General features: G+C 39.3%; 18 protein-coding genes, 3 tRNA genes and 1 riboswitch. Of the genes, 7 read left to right on the top strand and 14 right to left on the bottom strand.

Annotated features, from left to right (window positions below; all coding sequences use genetic code 11):
* The first annotated feature begins 34 nt into the window (after window positions 1-34).
* From AC3KVK_RS15070 to AC3KVK_RS15060, 3 genes are all read left to right on the top strand, one after another.
* A tRNA-Met gene (locus tag AC3KVK_RS15070) sits at window positions 35-111 on the top strand.
* 61 nt (window positions 112-172) lie between these two features.
* Window positions 173-249 (top strand) — tRNA-Met (locus AC3KVK_RS15065).
* A gap of 61 nt (window positions 250-310) precedes the next feature.
* Window positions 311-387 (top strand) — tRNA-Met (locus AC3KVK_RS15060).
* Window positions 388-746: 359 nt separating this feature from the next.
* Here the strand turns inward: AC3KVK_RS15060 and hemB are convergent.
* From hemB to ubiE, 10 genes are all read right to left on the bottom strand, one after another.
* Window positions 747-1,757, bottom strand: coding sequence for a porphobilinogen synthase (hemB, locus tag AC3KVK_RS15055; protein ID WP_490313686.1), 1,011 nt, complete (start codon window positions 1,755-1,757; stop codon window positions 747-749).
* Between the two features lie 8 nt (window positions 1,758-1,765).
* Window positions 1,766-3,592 (bottom strand): sensor domain-containing diguanylate cyclase, encoded by a 1,827-nt coding sequence (locus AC3KVK_RS15050; RefSeq protein WP_490313685.1) that lies wholly within the window; start codon window positions 3,590-3,592, stop codon window positions 1,766-1,768.
* Between the two features lie 44 nt (window positions 3,593-3,636).
* On the bottom strand, window positions 3,637-4,425 hold the full coding sequence (locus tag AC3KVK_RS15045; protein ID WP_490313684.1) for a TatD family hydrolase: 789 nt from the start codon (window positions 4,423-4,425) through the stop codon (window positions 3,637-3,639).
* Window positions 4,425-4,961: a hypothetical protein gene (locus AC3KVK_RS15040; protein ID WP_490313683.1), complete on the bottom strand. Its 537-nt coding sequence runs from the start codon at window positions 4,959-4,961 to the stop codon at window positions 4,425-4,427. Before AC3KVK_RS15040 ends, AC3KVK_RS15045 begins: the two co-directional genes overlap by 1 nt.
* 2 nt (window positions 4,962-4,963) lie before the next feature.
* On the bottom strand, window positions 4,964-5,716 hold the full coding sequence (tatC, locus tag AC3KVK_RS15035) for a twin-arginine translocase subunit TatC (protein WP_490313682.1): 753 nt from the start codon (window positions 5,714-5,716) through the stop codon (window positions 4,964-4,966).
* Window positions 5,709-6,029, bottom strand: a complete 321-nt coding sequence (gene tatB, locus AC3KVK_RS15030; protein WP_490313681.1) for a Sec-independent protein translocase protein TatB — start codon at window positions 6,027-6,029, stop codon at window positions 5,709-5,711. The genes tatC and tatB overlap by 8 nt, the downstream gene beginning before the upstream one ends.
* Before the next feature lie 3 nt (window positions 6,030-6,032).
* Window positions 6,033-6,275, bottom strand: coding sequence for a Sec-independent protein translocase subunit TatA (tatA, locus tag AC3KVK_RS15025; RefSeq protein ID WP_490313680.1), 243 nt, complete (start codon window positions 6,273-6,275; stop codon window positions 6,033-6,035).
* 100 nt (window positions 6,276-6,375) lie between these two features.
* A complete protein-coding gene (gene ubiB, locus AC3KVK_RS15020) occupies window positions 6,376-7,998 on the bottom strand; it encodes a ubiquinone biosynthesis regulatory protein kinase UbiB (protein WP_490313679.1) in 1,623 nt (540 codons plus the stop codon).
* A 7-nt stretch (window positions 7,999-8,005) separates the two neighbouring features.
* Entirely contained in the window at window positions 8,006-8,617 is a 612-nt protein-coding gene (locus AC3KVK_RS15015) for a ubiquinone biosynthesis accessory factor UbiJ (protein WP_490313678.1), read from the bottom strand.
* An 11-nt stretch (window positions 8,618-8,628) separates the two neighbouring features.
* Window positions 8,629-9,384: a bifunctional demethylmenaquinone methyltransferase/2-methoxy-6-polyprenyl-1,4-benzoquinol methylase UbiE gene (gene ubiE / locus AC3KVK_RS15010; protein ID WP_490313677.1), complete on the bottom strand. Its 756-nt coding sequence runs from the start codon at window positions 9,382-9,384 to the stop codon at window positions 8,629-8,631.
* A gap of 181 nt (window positions 9,385-9,565) precedes the next feature.
* On the opposite strand from ubiE, the gene AC3KVK_RS15005 reads away from it, so the two are divergent.
* A complete protein-coding gene (locus AC3KVK_RS15005) occupies window positions 9,566-11,512 on the top strand; it encodes an EAL domain-containing protein (RefSeq protein WP_490313676.1) in 1,947 nt (648 codons plus the stop codon).
* Here the strand turns inward: AC3KVK_RS15005 and AC3KVK_RS15000 are convergent.
* Window positions 11,496-12,503 (bottom strand): GGDEF domain-containing protein, encoded by a 1,008-nt coding sequence (locus AC3KVK_RS15000; protein ID WP_490313675.1) that lies wholly within the window; start codon window positions 12,501-12,503, stop codon window positions 11,496-11,498. The two genes, AC3KVK_RS15005 and AC3KVK_RS15000, sit on opposite strands and share 17 nt — an antisense overlap.
* 292 nt (window positions 12,504-12,795) lie before the next feature.
* Here AC3KVK_RS15000 and AC3KVK_RS14995 point away from each other — a divergent pair, with 292 nt between their 5' ends.
* Complete coding sequence (locus AC3KVK_RS14995) at window positions 12,796-14,544, top strand: DUF885 domain-containing protein (RefSeq protein ID WP_490313674.1); 1,749 nt, start codon at window positions 12,796-12,798, stop codon at window positions 14,542-14,544.
* A gap of 105 nt (window positions 14,545-14,649) precedes the next feature.
* Window positions 14,650-14,735, bottom strand: a riboswitch (cyclic di-GMP riboswitch).
* A 153-nt stretch (window positions 14,736-14,888) separates the two neighbouring features.
* Window positions 14,889-15,956: an ion channel gene (locus AC3KVK_RS14990; protein ID WP_490313673.1), complete on the top strand. Its 1,068-nt coding sequence runs from the start codon at window positions 14,889-14,891 to the stop codon at window positions 15,954-15,956.
* Here the strand turns inward: AC3KVK_RS14990 and AC3KVK_RS14985 are convergent, their stop codons facing one another.
* Together AC3KVK_RS14985 and AC3KVK_RS14980 are read right to left on the bottom strand one after the other, a co-directional pair.
* Window positions 15,957-16,205, bottom strand: a complete 249-nt coding sequence (locus tag AC3KVK_RS14985; RefSeq protein WP_490313672.1) for a hypothetical protein — start codon at window positions 16,203-16,205, stop codon at window positions 15,957-15,959.
* Between the two features lie 296 nt (window positions 16,206-16,501).
* On the bottom strand, window positions 16,502-16,981 hold the full coding sequence (locus AC3KVK_RS14980) for an EVE domain-containing protein (RefSeq protein WP_490313671.1): 480 nt from the start codon (window positions 16,979-16,981) through the stop codon (window positions 16,502-16,504).
* 99 nt (window positions 16,982-17,080) lie between these two features.
* Here AC3KVK_RS14980 and tesB point away from each other — a divergent pair, with 99 nt between their 5' ends.
* On the top strand, window positions 17,081-17,950 hold the full coding sequence (gene tesB, locus AC3KVK_RS14975) for an acyl-CoA thioesterase II (RefSeq protein WP_490313670.1): 870 nt from the start codon (window positions 17,081-17,083) through the stop codon (window positions 17,948-17,950).
* Here the strand turns inward: tesB and plsB are convergent.
* Window positions 17,943-20,396, bottom strand: a complete 2,454-nt coding sequence (gene plsB, locus AC3KVK_RS14970; RefSeq protein ID WP_490313669.1) for a glycerol-3-phosphate 1-O-acyltransferase PlsB — start codon at window positions 20,394-20,396, stop codon at window positions 17,943-17,945. The two genes, tesB and plsB, sit on opposite strands and share 8 nt — an antisense overlap.
* Between the last annotated feature and the right edge of the window lie 495 nt (window positions 20,397-20,891).

Genomic DNA, 20,891 nt, shown 5'->3' with positions numbered 1-20,891 from the left:
CTTTTAAGTTGTTGATTTAAAGCTTTTTTACAGGCGCGGGATGGAGCAGCCTGGTAGCTCGTCGGGCTCATAACCCGAAGGTCGTCGGTTCAAATCCGGCTCCCGCAACCAATTCTTTGGTTACTGTATTCTGCTGTTAAGACAGAATTAAAATAACTCTTACATATTCAGGCGCGGGATGGAGCAGCCTGGTAGCTCGTCGGGCTCATAACCCGAAGGTCGTCGGTTCAAATCCGGCTCCCGCAACCAATTCTTTGGTTACTGTATTCTGATGTTAAGACAGAATTAAAATAACTCTTACACATTCAGGCGCGGGATGGAGCAGCCTGGTAGCTCGTCGGGCTCATAACCCGAAGGTCGTCGGTTCAAATCCGGCTCCCGCAACCAACTGAATGTTAAAAATCTTATCAACACTTCCTTCCTTTTAAAGATCTATCTGCCGATTCCTTTACTTGCTATGCTTAATAATGTGATGTCAACCTGACTAACTTCAAATAAGCATGGGAGAGAGTTTGCTAGTCATTTATTTATTAATTTTTGCTTTGTTTGGTATGACTGCGACTTATTTCGTCCGGTTTTTTTATAGTTTTTGGTTGCAGCAAAAGATTGAGCCAAAGTGGTTAATTAGAGCAACAGCGTGTGTGTGCATGATCGGTTTGAGTTTACTGGTTATCGTGTTGCTTGAACAGTAAAAAGCCGCATTAGTGATGCCGTTAATTTGACAGCACTGAATGCGGTATGCGGTGTTATTTTTCGTTTAGCCAAATCGCCACTTGTTTAGCGAAATAGGTGAGGATCCCATCAGCACCAGCCCGTTTGAATGCAAGGAGTGACTCCATTATACACGGGCGTTCAGCTAACCAGCCATTGTTAATCGCTGCCATATGCATGGCGTATTCACCGCTTACTTGGTAAGCAAAAGTCGGAACACCAAATTCATCTTTGACTCTTCTGACGATATCTAAGTAAGGCATACCTGGTTTGACCATGACCATATCGGCTCCCTCTTGTAAATCTAACGCTACTTCACGTAATGCTTCATCTGAATTGGCAGGATCCATTTGGTAAGTTTTTTTATCAGCCCCTTTTAGGTTACCAGCTGAACCGACGGCATCTCTAAATGGGCCATAATAACTAGAAGCGTATTTAGCGGAATAAGCCATGATTCGAGTATGGATAAAACCGTGTTCTTCTAAAGCCTCTCTGATGGCGCTAATCCGACCATCCATCATATCAGATGGGGCGACAACATCTGCTCCAGCTTGTGCATGAGATAATGCTTGCTTAATTAAGATATCGACAGTGGTATCATTGATTACATAGCCTTCGTCATCGATGATGCCATCTTGACCATGAGTCGTGAATGGGTCAAGGGCGATATCAGTTATCACCCCCATATTTGGCACTTCTTGTTTTAATGCACGGACCGTGCGTTGTGCTAACCCCTCTGGGTTAAATGCTTCTTCTGCAAAAAGTGACTTTTTATCACTGGGGGTTACTGGAAAAATAGCAATAGCTGGAACGCCAAGCTGTTCTAGCTCTTTTGCTTCTTTGATGAGTAAATCAATTGAAAGGCGTTCGATACCAGGCATCGAATCAATCGCTTCACGGCGATTGTTGCCATCAAGAACAAAGACAGGAAAAATGAGATCATTAACACTTAACTGATTTTCGCTCATCAGTCTGCGTGAAAAGTCATCACGACGCATTCTTCGCATGCGAGTGTATGGGAAAAGATCTAAACCAGATTGTGACATATGAAATCCTACTCAGATTGATTTGGAAAAGGGGATTGAAAGCTGCATACTTGATCTCGCCCCTGATGTTTAGCTTGATATAATGCCTTGTCAGCAAAAGCGGTATATTGACTAGGCTCTTGATCGCGTTGAGCGATAGCGCTAAATACACCGGCACTGATGGTCATGTTAACGACGCCAGCGACGGTTTGTACTGGTTGAGCGCTAATCCGTTGTCGGATGGCCTGTGCAACTAACATTGCTCCTTTAGTATCTGTATTGGGTAAAATAATGGCGAACTCTTCTCCACCATAGCGACAGACTTCGTCAGACGGGCGTTTTAAACAATACTGGATGCTATTTGCGACAAAACGAATTGCATCATCACCGGCTAAGTGACCAATACTGTCATTTATTTTTTTGAAGTGATCGATATCAAGCATAATCACTGCAAGAGGTGTCTCTTCGCGGTGTGAGCGCCTAAACTCCATCGTGAGTTTTTTATCGAAATAACTGCGATTACGGATCCCGGTTAATGCATCAAGGGTATTTTTTTCTTCTAACTCACGATTTTTATCTTCTAACTCGCGTAATGTAACTTGTAACTCAAATGTATGCTCTTGGATTCTACGTTCTAAATCCTCTTCCATATCTTGCTGTAATTTTATGGTTTCAAGTTGTAAATTGTCTTTAATTTTGGCTTCAGCAAGTAACTTTTGCTGGCGATGCATTTTGAAATCTCTACGATCAATAAATTGCTGAATTAACAAATATGAAATTAGCATACTGCTGATTAAAAAAGTCCCTATTAACATTTTTGCCATCTCGGGAAGAAAAGCATCATGACCATTGAAAACGGCCAGACTAAAGATAACCGCAAAAAGATAGCTCGCTAATGAGACTGCAAGCAATCGTGCATAGTGGTGTTGTTTGAAAACTAAGTAAGCACACACTATGAAGCAAGTTGCTAAGTTAATCGCACTTGCGTATAAGCTCAGAGCTAAGCCATTGGCATAGCTCATCCAAGGTAAAAATAGTAAGGCAATACAGCAGCTGACAAAAATAACTCGTAGGATACGCAGTAACTTTTTAAATTCACTTTTGAGTTGAAGCAGCTTTTCAGTTAACTGGTTAAGTAAAAGCGTGGCGGATAAAAAGAGTAACGCAATATTGATTGTTTGAAACCATTGGTTATTAAAGTTGAAATAACGATAACTGAAACCGAGTACTACGGTAAGTAATGCCCAAAGACTGGCAATATAACATGCGCCAAGCAAAAATCGCGATTTACGTGTGAGTGCAAATAGCAAAGCGTTACTAAAAACAAGTGCAAGTAAAAAACCCAAAAATATCCCAGTAATTAAATTGTTTTTACTTTTACTTTGCACCATAGCTTCAGGAGTCCACAGGCTAAGTGGTAGCTTGATGTTGCCTTCGCTGTTTATTTGAATAAAAAATTGGTCTGCAGATCCTGCTTTAAGGGTGATAGAAAAAATGAGTGCTTCATCTTTGATCTGCCTATTTATAAGCGGCTCACGGTCACCGATGCTGTCAAATTGATGTATCGAATCTAGGTGAGATTGAAAAAGTGTCACGCTATCAATTAATGGATGGGCAAGCAGCAGGTAGAGTTGCTTGTCGGTATTTGTTGGGTTTGTAAGTGAAAAATAGGCCCAAGTTGTCTGATCTTGTAAGCCTAAATTAAGCGCGCCATCTGTTGATTGCAGCCAAGATTGCCTATCGAGATGAATAGCCTCATTGATGGTGGCATTTGATTGGGTATAGTAAAAATGAAGTGGCTTCGCAGATGAAAACTGGTGATCAATAATTAGATCTGCAGCAGATCCGATTGGCATAATGAATATACAAACGAATATACACACCCAATAACGAGCCAACATTAACAGTCTTGCTCCAATTTGAATAAGCGCTGGGTATTAGCATAGGTTGTTTTAGCAATATGTGCTGAGCTGCACTGCTTTAAATGTGCAATCAATTCGCAGATATAGCGTAAATATGCAGGTTCGTTACGATGTTTTTTTGGCTTAGGTTGGATTGTTCTGGGGATTAGATAAGGAGCATCAGTCTCGATCAAGAGGCGATCATCCGGAATATACTGAATGAGTTGTTGTAACGGTACGCCACGACGCTCATCGCACACCCATCCAGTTATGCCAATGTAGAGACCTAAGTCTAAATAACGTTCAAGTGCGTGTTTGTTACCCGTAAAACAATGAACAACGCCAGAGATTGAATGCGCTTTTACACAATGATGCAAAGCGTCACTGGCATCTCGCTCATGCATATATACCGGTATGTCGAGTGACTCAGCTAGAGACAATTGCGCGTCAAATACCAATTCTTGCTGGGCTGGTGAACTTAAGTTACGGTTAAAGTCGAGACCACACTCACCAATAGCTTTACACCAAGGGTTGTGTGCAAGTAGCCGTAATTGCTCTATAAAATCATCAGCTACATCATTCGCATAATGAGGATGCACCCCGGCAGATGCAAACAGTTGGTACTGCTGAGCCAGTTGCAGTGCAATCGTGCTTTGTTCGACATCCGTACCAATCACCAGCATATTGTCGATGTTTGCGTTGCGAGCTCTGGCGATAATATCGGGTAAATCAGCCAAAAATTGATGGCTAGTAAGATTTACCCCTGCATCAATGAGTTTCTCGTTCATTATGAGGTGCGTTTTACCCGGATGCTTTTGTTCTTATCTACAATTTTGAGTAAGAAAGAGTTGAGTATTCCTCGTGAAATAATCACCGTTTGTCCAGCTTTAACTCTAAAACTATCTGTGCCTAATTGACGCCAAACCTGACCATTATCAAGAGTTAAAATCAGCTCTCCTCTGGGGGCCTTTTTTACCGTTGAAACTACAGACACTAATTCTTGAGAATCATCATCTTTAGCAATATTTTTGTGCTCAAGCCCAAACTCAGTGTTCGTATTGTTATGTTGCTCAACTTCTTTTTCTGGCGTTATCGGCACAACAACATTTTGAGGTGCTTGGATTTTTGTTGGCTCTACACTGTTTGTTTTAACAACGGGAGGGGTGACCTCTTTCTTTTTATTGAGTGAGTCGACGGCAGCGTCGTAGCACATTAAACGATGTAGGTCATTTTCAACGGCTCGGCAATTTTCGATTGTGCTTGTTGCCAGTGCGGCTGTTGAACATAAAGAGAGTACAGATAAACTAAGAATTATTTTTTTCATTTTTATTCCATTTCTTCAGTTTCTTGAGGTTGTGGCTTTTTTGAATAAAAAGAAGCCAGCACTAAGCCTAACTCAAATAGGGCAAGCATGGGAATAGCCAGCAATGTTTGTGATAGTACATCCGGAGGTGTTAAAAACATGGCAACAACAAACGCACCGACGACGACATAAGGGCGCTTTTCTTTTAAGTTTTCTATCGTGGTTACGCCACTCCAGCAGAGCAGCATAATCGCAACCGGGATTTCAAAAGCGATGCCAAAAGCGAAAAAGAGTTTGAGCACAAAACTTAAATAACTACTAATATCAGGAGTGAGTGTCATGACCTCTGGGCCAATCCCTGTAAAAAAACCTAAAATTATCGGAAATACAACAAAATAACAGAATGCTATTCCGCCATAAAACAACAATATACTCGAGATCAGAATCGGGATGAGCATTCTTTTTTCAGTTTGGTACAGACCTGGCGCGATAAACCCCCATATTTGGTGCAAAATAAATGGGAAAGAGAGGAATAACGCAGCAAATAAAGTCAGTTTGAACGGTGCAAAAAAGGGGGCTGTGACATCTGTTGCGATCATACTGGCATTCTCAGGCAAGTGCTGGATCAGCGGGTCAGCAACGAAACTATAAATATCGTTGGCAAAGTAAACTAAGCTTAAAAATATTAGCAAAATAGACAAAAGGGCACGCATCAAGCGATTGCGAAGTTCTACTAAATGGCTAATAAAGCCGGATTGGGCCGCTTGGCTAGTCATCTTTTTTATCTTGTTCTGAAGGGGGAGTCGGTTTGAAACTATGAGTAACTGATTGTGCAGCTTGGTTTAGTTCGTCTAATGAACGTTGTAATTGAGGAGATAAATTCTCCATGCCTTGCTCTTCGGCCTTTTTGAGATTCTGATGTAATTCATGCACTCGGAGCTCTTCGTTGACTTCTGCTTGAATGGTATTGCCAAATTGCTTTACAGTTTTAAACCAGCGAGCAACAGTTCGAACTGCAACAGGTAAACGTTCAGGGCCAAGCACAATTAAGCCCACGACAAAAACAACAACCAGCTCCCACATTCCCATGTGTTAGACCTTATCCTGCTCTTTTTGAGTATTGACTGCTTTTACTTCACCTTCTTTTTGTGTGACGTTGGGTGTTTGCGTGCTTGAGTCTGGTGTTGCATTCTCATCTGAGACGGCTTTTTTGAAGCCTTTTACTGCATTACCTAAGTCGCCGCCGATATTACGTAATTTTTTCGTGCCAAATAGCAATACAATGATTGCAAGAATAATCACTAACTGCCAAATGCTGATGCCGCCAAAACCCATGATGTTATCCTCTAAAAATTTTGATTATTATACGCCCGAAATATGAAAAATCAGTAGTGTTAATTTGTGCAATGTGTGATCTGTTCACGTCCCAATTTATTTAAACTTCATCATTTGTTTTTAACCACGCACCTAAAGAGAAGCCAATTGAACAGGTTAAACTAATGAGTGCAATTACAGGCTGTTTCTCAAGGTAAAATAAACAGGCGGTCAGAAAACTTGTGCATCCAAATAGCCCAAGCAAAATCGGCTTACTTGATGTCGGTTTGCGCTCTGAGGTGCTCGCGTGCGGGCGTTGGTTATTTTTCAAAGAGTTATAAATAAGATCAGGAAGTTCAGGAAGCTTTTCTCCCCAAAATGGGAGATTAGCTTGGATATGCTTGAGGACAGCCATCGGGCCTACTTGGTCTTTCACCCACTGCTCTAAAAATGGTTTAGCTGTTTTCCATAAATCGAGCTGAGGATAAAGTTGGCGACCAAGCCCTTCTACATAAAGTAACGTTTTTTGAAGTAAAACAAGCTGGGGCTGTACTTCCATATTGAAGCGTCGCGCAGTATTAAATAAATTAACCAGTACATGGCCAAAGGAAATTTCGGCTAAAGGCTTTTGAAAAATGGGTTCACATACTGTGCGAATGGCAAATTCAAACTCTTCAACATTGGTTTGTGCAGGGACCCAGCCAGAATCGACATGCAGCTCGGCCACTTTTCGATAATCTCGATTAAAAAAAGCGATGAAATTTTCTGCCAAATATCGTTTATCTTCTCGGTTAAGAGTGCCGACTATACCGCAGTCGATACCAATGTATTTTGGGTTGTTGGGGGTATCGTAGGAGACAAAAATATTGCCAGGGTGCATGTCTGCATGAAAAAAGCTGTCTCTGAATACTTGGGTAAAAAAGACTTGGACACCGCGCTCAGCGAGCAGTTCTAAGTTTGTCCCTTGTGCTTTTAAGGCTGCTAAATCAGATACAGGGATCCCGTAAATTCGTTCCATTACCAATACGTTTTTACGACTTAAATCACTGTAAATATAGGGGATGTAGAGGCTTTCTGAGCCTTCGAAATTACGTCTAAGCTGGATTGCATTAGCGCCTTCTCGCATTAAATCTAACTCATCTAACAGTGTTTTTTTATATTCTTTAATCACTTCAACGGGTCGTAAACGTTTACCATCTGGTAGTAAGTGGTTCGCTAATTTGGCCAGATCGTGCATCAGTTGTAGATCGGCATGTATTGTCTTTTCTATATCAGGACGAATGACTTTAATCACAATATCATCAGTTGAGCCATCGTCTTTTAATAATTTAGCGCTGTGAACTTGTGCGATTGAAGCTGAAGCAAGAGCGGTACTTTCGAACTCTACAAATAACTCATTGATGCTTTTAAGCTCAAGAGCTTGCTCGATGATAGCTTGTGCTTGGGAGCCAGAAAATGGCGGTACTTTATCTTGCAATAAGGCAAGTTCTTGCGCCATTTCTACTGATAGCAGATCTTGGCGAGTAGAAAGCATTTGGCCAAATTTAATCCACACAGGCCCTAAGTGCTCTAATGCTAAGCGCAGCTTTTGGCCATTTGGTGTTGTTTTATGTTGGTTCTTAATCCAAAAAAAACACCAGCGGAATCCTTTTAAGTACCAGGGTTGCCATTTCTTGGGGATAAGGGTGTCTAAGCCAAAATATAATAAAGTGTGGATTATTTTGTAAAGTCTGGCTGTACGCACGGAAAGGTTATCCTTTTACTTGCTTGAGTAAGTTATCAATACGAAGTTCTAAGTGTGCGCATTGAGCTTTCAATGCACGGTTTTGCTCTTTGAATTGAGACAGCTCTATGGGGTGTATGGCGACCTTTAATTCATCTTGCATGAAAGAGGTCAGAGTGCGCTGACACTTTTCAAATGAGGTGTTTGCTTGTTGTTGGGTTTTAGTTATCAAACTAAATAGCTTATGACTTGCAGCATCTCCTAAAAAGTCAGATAAATGTTCTTCCCAATCAATATTAATTTTTGAAAAAGCACCGCTATAGGCTTGTGCAAGATGTAAATCACCATCTAAATCGAGTTTATTTTCTCTGATAAGTTGCGTTATTTTATTCGCTTGTGAAAGCTGTTGCAGGGTTGCCATATCTGAGCTTATTACACATTCGGCGTGGTGTTCGTCGGTGCAAAATATTAGTATTTTCTCACCGGTATAAGTGAGTGAAAAAGCTTGTTGCCAGTCGCGTACTTCAATTAACAGCGTCTTGTGTTTAGTCGGCTGTAATAAGTGATGCAATTTATTATCCAGTTTAAATACTTGGTTTATTGCTTGCTCAACAAGGGCAACTAAAAATTGCGAAAGCATAAATGGCAATCCTAAAATTTGAAACCTCGGTGCAATGCAACGATCCCGCCAGTTAAGTTCTGATAATTTGTTTGTTCAAAGCCGACATCTTCCATCATTCTTTTTAGCGTGTCTTGATCGGGGTGCATCCGAATGGATTCTGCTAAGTATTGATAAGATTCGCTGTCATTGGCGATCACTTTACCCATGGTCGGTAAAATATTAAATGAATAAAAATCATATACTTTAGCTAATGCTTCTGAGCTAGGCTTCGAAAACTCTAAAACAAGTAAGCGGCCGCCGGGCTTTAAAACGCGATACATAGATGCAAGTGCTTTTTCTTTATCTGTTACATTTCGTAGACCAAATGCAATGGTGATGATATCGAATGTATTATCAGGAAACGGCAGGGCTTCAGCATTCATTTGAACGTATTCAATATTGCCGACTAACCCTAAATTGCGTAATTTCTCTCGCCCAACTTTGAGCATAGAGTCATTAATATCACCTAAAATAACTTGTCCTGTTTCGCCAGTTATTTGGCTAAACTTGGCGGTGAGATCACCAGTACCGCCAGCTAAATCGAGAATTTTATGGCCTTTACGCACACCTGAACTTGCGATGGTTTGTCGTTTCCATAAACGATGTATGCCCATCGACATTAAGTCATTCATGACATCGTACTTGGCTGCAACCGAATGAAAAACATCAGCAACTAAGCTGGCTTTTTTTTCTGCTTCAACGGTTTTATAACCAAAGTGAGTGGTGTTTTCTTGCTTGTTATCCATGGTTTTTCTCTGTATTTAGCTGCCTAGCTAGTTTACTTTATTGCTTGGCACAATACCATTAACTGATCAGAGACGCGTACTGATTTACCTATAAAATTCCACATTTTAAGGCGATTCATTTTATACCCACTAGACTATGGATAGAGTGTATTTATGTTACTGGTCTTTTTTTGGAGGGGCTATGGGTCTTGCGCGTCATTTGATGAGTGTTTTTAGTTTATTTTTATTGACCTTGTTATTTCTCAGCGCGTGTCTGATTATCTTTTTAGCGCGCTACCACGTTCAGCAACATAATATTGTGCAAACGCAGTTTATTGCGAACATGATAGTCAACCAAGTGCAGCATAGTATTGAAGATGAGTCTACAACTGATATAGCGAGTGTAATTAACGGTACAGCCTCAAAAGGACCGGTAAAATTATTGTCGCTAACTGACGTATCCAATGATCAATTAATTCATCAATATTACCAGCGGAGCAATCAAAGTTCAGGGAGACTTGAGGGGCTTAAATTCTTAAATCTAATCTCTCCACCCATTAAAAAGCCATTTACTACCCGCTCAGGAATTAAATTCGTTTTAACAATTCAATTGCAAAATGTCAGTCTCACGCAATTGGCAACTCAAGTAACGGTAGGGCTTTTTACTGGCTATGTACTATTAACTATTTGTTTGTCTTTTTATATTCGCCGCTTTTCGCGTTCGATTACACAATCATTATCAGCGATAGAGTCTCAATCACATGCTGTCACAAATAAACACTTTCCCGTCCTAAAGCCTATTAAGAGCGTTAAAGAAGTAGAGAGGCTTGTGCAAGTTCATAATGATATGACTGAGCAGGTGAAATCGTTTATAAATGAATTGAGTGAGCGACTCGAAAATGCCAAAAAGTCGCTATACAAAGATGAGTTAACACAGCTAGGTAATCGACGTTTGTTTATTGCCCAGTTAAGCCAGGCGTTATCTGAAACAGAAGCCCATAATGGTGCGTTAGTATTCATTCGATTGAATCAGTTTGAACTTATTCGTCAACAAGAAGGATTCAATATAGCCCGCTCTCTTCTTGAAGATATTATTCATACCAGCCAGTTAACACTTAAACAAGATGCAAATTTTGAATTATATAGAGTCAATGAGTACGAATTTGCAAGCATCTTAAAAGATGTATTACAAGATGATGTGATTGATCGCATTCATCAATTAGCCGCTGAATTTACAGAATTACAAAACCGCTATCAACGCAAAAAGCAAGTCTTGATAGGTGCAACTGTATTTCAGCCAAAAGAGTCCATCTCAGATATCTTAATTCGTGTCGACGATGCATTGAGTTTGGCAGCAAAAGAACCTCATTTGTACCATTTTAATTGTGAAAATAGTGAGTTAAGTAAGGTTAGCTCGCTACTTAAATCACGCACTGCGGTATTAAACGTGATTGAGGGGGCGAGTTTAAATTTCTGTCAGCAAAGAGTGATGTTAGCTGATGAGATAAATAATATGTTTGCAGAAGTATTGAGTTCATTTGAATATCAAAATCAAGCTATACCTGCTCGGTTACTTCAAGCCCAGGCTGAAAAATTTCACTGTGTCGAATATTTTGATAAGCGAATCATTGAGATGGTGAAACAGGCTTATTTGAATAGCGAACTAATTTTACCAGTCAGTATTAATTTATCACCTTATAGTATGTTAGATGAAAAATTCAGTGGTTGGCTGACTGAATTATCACATTCATATGGCGACTTTTTTAGTTCTGTTATTTGGGAGTTTGATGAGGCATCCTTAAGCCAAATTCAAAATGCGACTGCGATCGTCCATCGTCTCCAGTCAATGGGCAGTAAAGTTGCAGTCGACCATTTTGGAATGGGGGACAATACTCTTAAAATGCTTCGTATGTGGCATGTCGATGTCATAAAAATTGATGGCAGTTTTATTCATGATTTGGATGCCGATCAAGCAAATTGGTCTTTTTTAGAAACAATCGTGCAATTAGCGCATAGCTTGGGGATTACAGTTGTATGTGAGCAAATAGAGACTGATAAAGAAGCGCGTTGGGCAAGACAGCTCGGGATGGATGGGCTACAAGGGTTTCAAATAGCTCATCCAATGACTAATTTTAATTTAAAGAGTTAACAACGGTATTACGGCCATTGAGCTTAGCTTGCTGTAAGGCTTGTGAGGCATGAGTTGTTAAGTGGTTGATGTCTTCCTTAATGGTATTTTTTGCAACACCAACAGAAACGGTGATAGTTGGGAGCCTTTTTCCACTACGCGAGCTTATAAAGCGGAGTTTTTCTACGCCTCCACGTATTTTTTCAGCTATTTCACTGGCCGTATTGATGTCAATATCGGGCAAAAACACCATGAACTCTTCGCTTTTTGTTCTGACAGGTAAGCCGCTTTCAAGAACATAAGATTGTACTTTTTTTGCTACTTTACTTAAGACGATGTCGCCAATAAGGTGCCCATATCGACGATTAAATTCGTTGAAGTGATCAATATTGATGGCGATCGCACATAAAGAGTGCGAATCTTGTTGCCATAATGTGATTTGCTGATTTAAATATGCATGCTGATATAGGCCAGTTAAAGGATCGCTATATCGTTCTTTTTTTAGCTCGTCTATTTTTAGTTGAGCTTTGAGCGCTTCAGCTTGTGCTTGGAAGATGCGCTCTTGAATTTTGAGTTGCTCAGCTTTTAGTTCGTAGCTTGCTTCGATTAACTCAGAGATAACTTGACGTGATTGGGCTATATTGGTTTCATCAATGGCAACTAAACCCGAATCTAATTGAGCCAAGTATTGGTTTACCGACTCAGCGCTGTCTTCAGTTGCTTTACTGACTTGTTCAACCACGTTCTTCGTCCCTTGTAGCAACGCATCGTTGCTTTTTGTATCAAATGATAAATACTCATTAAACCAAGACTCCATCAAAAAGTTGTCTAATGAAATGTTATTGGCAATATTTTTATCGATGATATTGGATAATGCTGCTTCGGTGTTGGACACATAAGCATAAGCAACATGATAATTAGCAGGGATCGGAACTAGGTTATGACGTTCTAAAAAAAGACAAACTTGTGTCATTTTGTCTTGGGCTATGGCCATGGAATCATGGTATTTCATAATCAACACCGAGAGAGAAATAGCGATAAATTTAAAAATGCTCAACTTCCGTATCACGAAAAGACAAGCCTGATCCTTAGGCTGTGCCTGCATTTAAAAACAAATTAGCCCGATTTGAAACTGTTTTAGATGAATATCAATCAAATTCATACTTAAGTGGGTAATAATGATGCAATCTAGTGATGGTTGCTTATAAAGGTTGCCTAATTGTTACTTAGATTGAGCGTATTTAGTTGGCAATTTAAGACCGCTGGGGTAGCCTCGTGGAATTAAAAATAAAATGAATACCATAATGAAGAAATCACTATTAGCAATGGCGGCTGTATTAGCTTTAACAGCTTGTCAGTCTACGACACGTAGTGCAGACCAATCTTTTGAAGAAGTTGCACAACAAGTTATTGATTTTAGAAATAGTCTTGAGACTTCTGATGAAAAACAACAACAAGGATATTTTCTAGCTGACTTATCGGCTGATTTTTTAGCGCAGTCCAATCAGCAACGAATCATGTTTTTACAGCAGCTTGATGATCTGAATAAAGCAGCCTTAAGTGCTGAGAATCAAATCAATCTGGCAATTCTAAAAGCGCAAATACAAAATAATATAGATGAATATCGCTTTAATGCGCATATGATGCCATTAACTTCGGAATTTGGTTTCCATTCTGAACTCTCGTTTATTGTTGCACGCTCTGACTTTTCTTCTCGTGATGGTATCGAGTTATATTTAAATCGTTTAGCGGATGTACCTCGTTTCTTTAACCAAAATATCGGCTGGATGAGAGAAGGGATGAAAATTGGCTTCACTCAACCGCAGGCTGTATTGGTTGGTTATGAATCTTCAATCAGTGCGTTGATTAATGATAAGGTTGAAGAGTCTGACTTTTTTGCCCCACTAAAAGAAAATAAAGCATATATATCCGATGCAGATTTTTCTGCATTACAGCTGCGAGCTAAACACATCATTTCTGAGCAGGTAAATCCGGCTCTGCACAACTATTTTGATTTTTTTGTGAATGAATACTTTCCTGCGGCAAGAAAAAAGATCGGAATAATCTCGACACCAAATGGCCGGGCTTTTTATGAAAACCGCGCAGGGCATTACACTACGACAGATATGTCGGTTGCGCAAATCCATCAATTAGGCTTGGATGAAGTGGCGCGTATCAGGCAAGAGATGGAAGAGGTGATTACACAAGTAGGCTTCAAAGGGAGTTTTGCTGACTTTGTAAACTTTTTGCGTACCGACGAACAGTTTTATGCAAAAACACCCGAAGAGCTGTTAAAAGAAGCCTCTTTTATAGCTAAAAAAATGGATGCGCAATTACCTAAACTATTTAAATATTTACCAAGAACCCCTTATGGTGTGGCTCCGGTTCCTGATAGTATCGCGCCAAAATATACAACAGGCCGCTATGTTGGCTCTAATCGAGATGATCAACCCGGGTATTATTGGGTGAATACCTATGGCTTAGATAAGCGTCCACTCTATGTACTTGAAGCACTAACGTTACATGAAGCGGTTCCTGGTCATCATTTACAAATTTCTTTAAATGCAGAATTAGATCACTTACCTAGTTATAGACGCAATTCATATATTTCAGCGTTTGGTGAGGGGTGGGGGTTATATTCTGAATGGCTCGGACTAGAAGCTGGTTTTTATCAGGACCCATATAGTAACTTTGGTCGCTTAACTTATGAAATGTGGCGTGCGGCTCGACTTGTGGTTGATACAGGTATGCACATGTATGATTGGAGTCGTGAACGAGCAATGGCATTTATGCAAGAAAATACAGCACTTTCGCTACATAATATTAAAACAGAAACTGATCGCTACATCTCATGGCCAGGCCAAGCACTTTCTTACAAAGTCGGTGAGCTAACAATCAAGCGGTTAAGGAAGCAAGCCGAGCAAGCTTTAGGGGATAAGTTTGATGTACGTGAATTTCATTACGAAATACTGAAAAATGGTTCTGTTCCACTCTTTATTCTTGAGCAGCAAATAGCTTTGTATATTGAGAAAACAACATTGCTCTCTAAATAGAGTCGAAAATAGGCTGCTCCGCCTTACTCAAAAAAGCTTGAAATCAAGTGATTTAAATGAGTTCGGAGGTACATTCGAAGCAGCCAAGCCCCCGATACTGTTATCGTTGGCGGCTTTGCAATCATAGGTAAAACACCCTTAGATCAATAGCTTTGCGTCCTTAACTTTCATTAAGTTTGCCTTTGTCGAACTTTCAACAGTTCAACATTGAGTTTAGCTGTTTAATGCGGTTGTGTCATTAGTGCTAGGGCTGTAAGCTTTCTAAAATGTAATGGATCATGTTGTTATATAAGTATATGCAACATCTTCTGCCATCGTAGGCAGTTATTTTTATGAGTCACTAAATGAGTATGATATTAAAAAAGCTGGTGTTAGTTGTAAGAACGCATATTGATAAAGTGAGCTGGCAGTTTGTTATGCTCGCTGTACTCGGGCATTTATTATTAACATGGGTTATGTTAGTCATTGCAGGTGAGACTGAGTTAACTAAGGCTCAACATTATATTTATTATTATATTGTGACAACATCGACTGTAGGATATGGTGACTTCAGTCCATCGACAGATTTAGGCAAATGGTGTGTTGCATTATTTCAAATACCTTTTGGTCTTGCATTATTTGGGGTCTTTCTTGGGAAGACTGGGCAATCAATTACACAAACGATTAAGCGCTCTATGACAGGTGAAAACAATTTTAGCCATTTTGAAGACCATATTATTATTTTTGGTTGGCATGAAACTCGTACAAATAAAATTATTCAGCATATTTTGGCTGATAACAAACGTTTAGAACGACGTATTTTATTAGCTGTCACAGATGATATGCATCATCCATTTCACAACAATCCTTATGTTGATTTTGCTAAATTGACAAGTTTTACTGATTTGCACGAATTAGAGAGGGTTGCAATTAGTCAAGCGGATAAAATTATTGTTGATGGAACGGATGATAATCAAACTTTTACGACATCTCTGCGGGTGAGTAAACTAGTAAAGCCGCAGTGCCATATTAGTGCATACTTTATCGATGACTCTAAAATTGAGATGCTGCGAGATCATTGTAAAAATGTTGAATGCAGTAGCTCTAAATCAGCAGAGATACTCGTTCGTTCAATGCAAGATCCTGGTTCAAGCAGAGTACAAGAAGAGCTATTGTCAACTTTATATGGGGATACGCAGTTTAGTCTGGTTATTCCTAATGGGGTTAATGGTTTGACATTTTCAGCTATTTTTCATTATTTCAAAGATACACATGATGCAATCGTATTAGGGGTGGCCCACTCAAGAATTGCTGATCAGTTAGAGTTGAATCCACCTTTAGGCTATACAGTGAGTTCAGGGGATATCTTACACTATATAGCACCAGAACGTGTATTAACGGGTGAAGTTGAATGGAGCAATTTAATTAAGTAGTTACCTTAAAGTCAGAGTTGGGTTTAAGTTAACTTCACCTTCGAAATCAATCGTGGCAAATACAGTATCACATTGAGCTACTGCTAAATGTGTACCTGACTCAGCGCGAGTAAAAGCTAACTGGTATCCATATTGATTTAGCTTATTTAAAGCAAGTTTTTGGGCGAGCGTTAAAAGATCCCAAAATGCATCAAAGTTGAGTGTGTCATTTCTGCGCTCTTGGTGTGGTACGTTTAATAAAGCGGACATGCTATTCCCTGAAATTTAAAAGTTCGACGATATTTTACGTTAATTTCGTAAATTACAAATCGGACTTGTATCTAATGTCACTTATATTATTGACCACAACATAATGATTATCAATAATCACAAATGTGACCGATTCAATGATACTTTTTAATACAGTTAAATGATGTTCGAATTGAGATTGCTCAGTCATTAATGCTTGATTGGCTATGCTCACTCACACCTATAGTTCAGAGTACATTAGCTGATGGAAGCAACACACAACTGGCGTGAAAAACCTAAAATAAAAACGAACAATGCTATTCTAGTTTAGGTTTTTCTTTATTCAAGTATGCACCGATTATATGGTCCCAATGAGTTTTTTCGAGAGGGATAATCGAAAGCCGACTTCCTTTTTGAGTTAACTTAAAGTCATGTAGGGCTTTATCAACTTTGAGCAAAGCTAGCGGAACTGGCTTGATAAATTTTTGGTCAAATTGGACTGTGACTTGATACCAGCGAGGATTAAGCTCTGATGATTTTGAATCAAAGTATGGGCTTGAATGATCAAATTGTGTTGGGTCTGGGTGTGCGCTTTTTATGACGGTCGCAATGCCTGCAATAGCAGGAGTTTTGCAGCTAGAATGATAGATAAACACTTCATCATTTACTTCTACATGATCGCGTAAAAAATTACGAGCTTGGTAGTTTCGAACACCCTCCCAATCAGCAATATCTTGTTTACAAAGATCATCAATGGAAAAAACGTCAGGTTCTGTTTTGAAAAGCCAAAATGCCATTTTTCGCCCTAAGTTATAGATTGTGCTAGTTTTAGTAGCAGCGTATTGAGTAGACTTGATATATTAAATTTACCATGATTAGTAAAGTGAAACACAACTATGAGCCAAGTACTCGATGATTTACTCGCATTATTAAAATTAGAAACGATTGAACAAGGGATATATCGTGGGCCAAGCCAAGATTTAGGTTTTAAAGCTGTTTTTGGTGGGCAGGTAATGGGCCAGGCGCTTTCAGCTGCAAAAGAAACAGTTGTAGAAGATCGCAAAGTCCATTCTCTTCATTCTTATTTTTTACGTCCAGGAGATGTTACAAAGCCTATTGTTTATGACGTTGAGAAAATCCGTGATGGTAAAAGTTTTAGTACACGTCGAGTGAGTGCGATTCAGTACGGAAAACCAATATTTTACATGACAGTCTCTTTTCACTGTGATGAACCAGGAGTTGATCATCAAGCTGCAATGCCTAATGTACCTGGGCCAGAAAAACTCCGCTCATCATTGGAGTTTTATCGTGAGAATGCTCATCTTATCCCTGAAAATATTCGAAACAAAATTATTTGTGAAAAGCCGATAGAGATGCGACCTGTCAACTTTCAAAATCCATTTAAACCAGAAGTGACTCACCCTGAGCGCTATGTTTGGTTTAAAGCCAATGGTGAAATGCCGGCTGACCCACGTGTTCACAAATATTTATTAGCGTACGCATCTGATTTTGAGTTCCTACCGACAGCTTTACAGCCTCATGGATTGTCTTTTCTTCAACCCGATATGCAGGTCGCAACGATTGATCATGCCATGTGGTTTCATCGCGAGTTTAGAATGGATGAATGGATTTTATATGCGGTTGATAGTCCAACAGCAAGTGGGGCTAGAGGGTTAGTAAGAGGGCAGTTCTTTAACCAGAGTGGTCAGCTTATCGCCTCTACAATGCAAGAAGGGGTGATTAGAAATTACAACACTGCTAAATAGCAGCGTTGTAATTTAGTACATCTTGTTCGATAGAAACGAGGATTTGTGGGTTGATTAATGAGCTAATTGTTTTGTCTAATATGGCTAGCTGTTCAGTGGCATCTAAATGCCCTTGATCGTTAACAGTAATGAATGAAAGGTCTTTTAAGGTTGAAACAAAACTAGAAAGGACTTTTTTATCATAAAATTCAGGTGTTTTAATATCGTGAAGTTTACTCAAACGGCTTGCATGTAATTGGCTCTTTAGTTCTAAATTGGCGCGGTCGATATGTTTTTCATGATCTAAAACACCGATAACAACGGCGTATCTTTGTAGCGTACAATCAAGAACTTTAGCAAGTAAAGATAACTTAAAGTAACTCTTGCTTTCTGAACTAAGAGAAATACTACCTTGGGGATCAATAACAATTAGGTTTTGTTTGGCGAAATGCGTCAATATACTTTCAATGTAATCGCTTTCTAATTCTTGCATAAACCATTCAGCTGCAAATAAAGGATAAAGGATCTTTGTTAAATCAATACAAGCTTGCTGGCTGGTGTGCCTGCACCTAAGAATATGAGATGCTAATAAACTAGGGACAGCAAATAAGTGGATGATATTATTTCGATAATAATTCAATAGAACTTTTTCATTCTCAGCAATTTCGACGATTTCCCCTAAAGGATCTGAAACTAAATTGACTTTAGAGAGCTTGACGGCATGTGTTAATAACTCGATGGCAGAATTACAGGGTTGAGAAATATCTTTACTATACGGAGCATCTAAATTGAGGGCTTGATAAAACTCTATTTGTTCAAGGGTTTCTTTTTTGTTTAAGGCAAGTTTATCTGTCATGAGTAAGACCATTGCAAGCAAATTAACACTATTAAGTGCTGCACTTTTATTAATGTTTATCATAACTTGATCTGCAATATTAGCCACTTGTTGACCTAACCATTGGGGCTTTTGAACCTCGTACGGATGAATATTATCTCGCCAATCACCCTGGTGATTATTTAGGTACTGGTTTATATTGATCGGCTCCCCAAAACTGACGTAACCATGACCATAGTTTTTGAGGTTTTTAATCGTTTTGAATATTCCTGATACAGATTCTTTTGTCTTTGAACTGCCTGCTAATTCTTTTAAATAGGTATTTACTTCCATCACATGCTCATAGCCAATATACACAGGAACTAACGAAACAGGTCGTTCAATTCCTCGCAGCATTGATTGAAGAGTCATTGCAAGCATGCCTGTTTTAGGAGGAAGTAAGCGACCTGTGCGGCTTCGACCTCCTTCAGTGTAAAACTTTACAGAGTAACCTTTAATAAACAACTGAGATAAATACTCTCGAAATATAGTCGAATAAAGCTTATTGCCTTTAAAGGTCCTACGAATAAAGAAAGCCCCTGAACGCCTAAAAATCGGACCTGCAGGCCAGAAGTTTAAGTTTATACCTGCAGCAATATGGGGGGGAACTAGACCTTGATGAAAAATGACATAGGTTAAAAGTAAGTAGTCCATATGACTGCGATGACAAGGTACATATATTATCTCATGCCCTTTATCAGTAAGCTCATGGATCCTTTGTGCGTTTTTAACTTCTATTCCATTGTATAGCTTTGTCCAAAGCCAAGTTAAAACCCTATCACCAATTCCTATCATCGCATCGTTATAATTAGCAGCGATTTCATTTAGTAATGTCTGAGCATTTGCTTTTGCCTGAATGGGAGATAGCTTTTTAACTTTGACCTCATCTTCAATAGCATTCTTTACACTTGGTGCTGCAAGCAAGCTTTGAAATAACACTTCACGTGAAGGGAGTTTAGGACCTGTGGCAGCAAGTTTTTGACGTTTAAAATGAAAGCGAGCAACTCTTAGTAAGGTTTGCGGTAATTCATCAGATTCAGCACGTCTTCTCATTAAAGTTTCTAAGTCGAGAGGCTGACTAAACTTTAGCAAGTTGCCACGACCAGAAAAGAGCACGACAAAAAATTTCCGTAACCAACTAGGCGCTAAAGAATGAGATAATAATGTACCAATACCCGCTTTTTCCTTTCCAGGGTTGCGACCCCATAAAATAGTAACGGGGATGATTTGAATTTTTAGGTCTGGGTTTTGCTTCAAGACATCGAAAATTGCTTCCCCTTGCTTTAATGCATTAGTTGCATTGGCATGATTAGAGAAAAGAGGAGTAGGATTTTGCAAAGCGATAAAGCGATGTATAGCAAGATCATTATGAAAGTGCTCATGCTTTAACGGATTGGGTAGATTTAAGTCATCACAGCATTTGGCCAAAGCAGCTAAATCAGCGGCTGAGTTTAATCGGCTTATATAAAATGTAGGCAGGGTTGGATCTAAGTGGTATTGGCTAATGGGATCATTAGGCAGTAGTTTAGTTCTTACAAAGAAGCGGTGTCCTAACTTTGCGAATAAATTGATCATGGCTGTGACAAACTTCATAAATTTACCCAAATAATAGCTATTAATAAATAGTACAGATCCAAATACTGGCCTGACCACATTAAGAATGATCGCACACCCACTTATATAAGCAAAACGAAAAGCACCATATTAATGGGATAAAGTGTATTTTTGGAGAGTTTTAGGTCATTAAATAAACATAAAGAGTGTATTTTATTCAGTGAAGTATTTATTTTGAAAAAATAAAAAAAAAGGCTTGATCAAAAAAAGGATCTCCCTATAATGCGACCCCACTGAGACGGCAGACAGCAACGCTTAGCGAGGCGAAGGTCGAATCAGAGAGTTAAATAAAACTTAGTTTGGTTTTGAAAAAGAATTTAAAATTAAGTGTTGACTTGAAAAGTGAAACGTTTATTATGGCGCTCCACTTCGCAGCAAGCTCCTAGAGTTGGCGCTGCAACGTTCTTTAACAATATAAAGCAATCATCTGTGTGGGCACTCGTACAGGTTGAGTTCTAACAGCTAAGTTACTTA

This window comes from Pseudoalteromonas sp. J2K-J979 (assembly GCF_058169715.2).
Note: the sequence above shows the minus strand (reverse complement) of the source record. Positions and strands in the feature narration are given on the sequence as shown.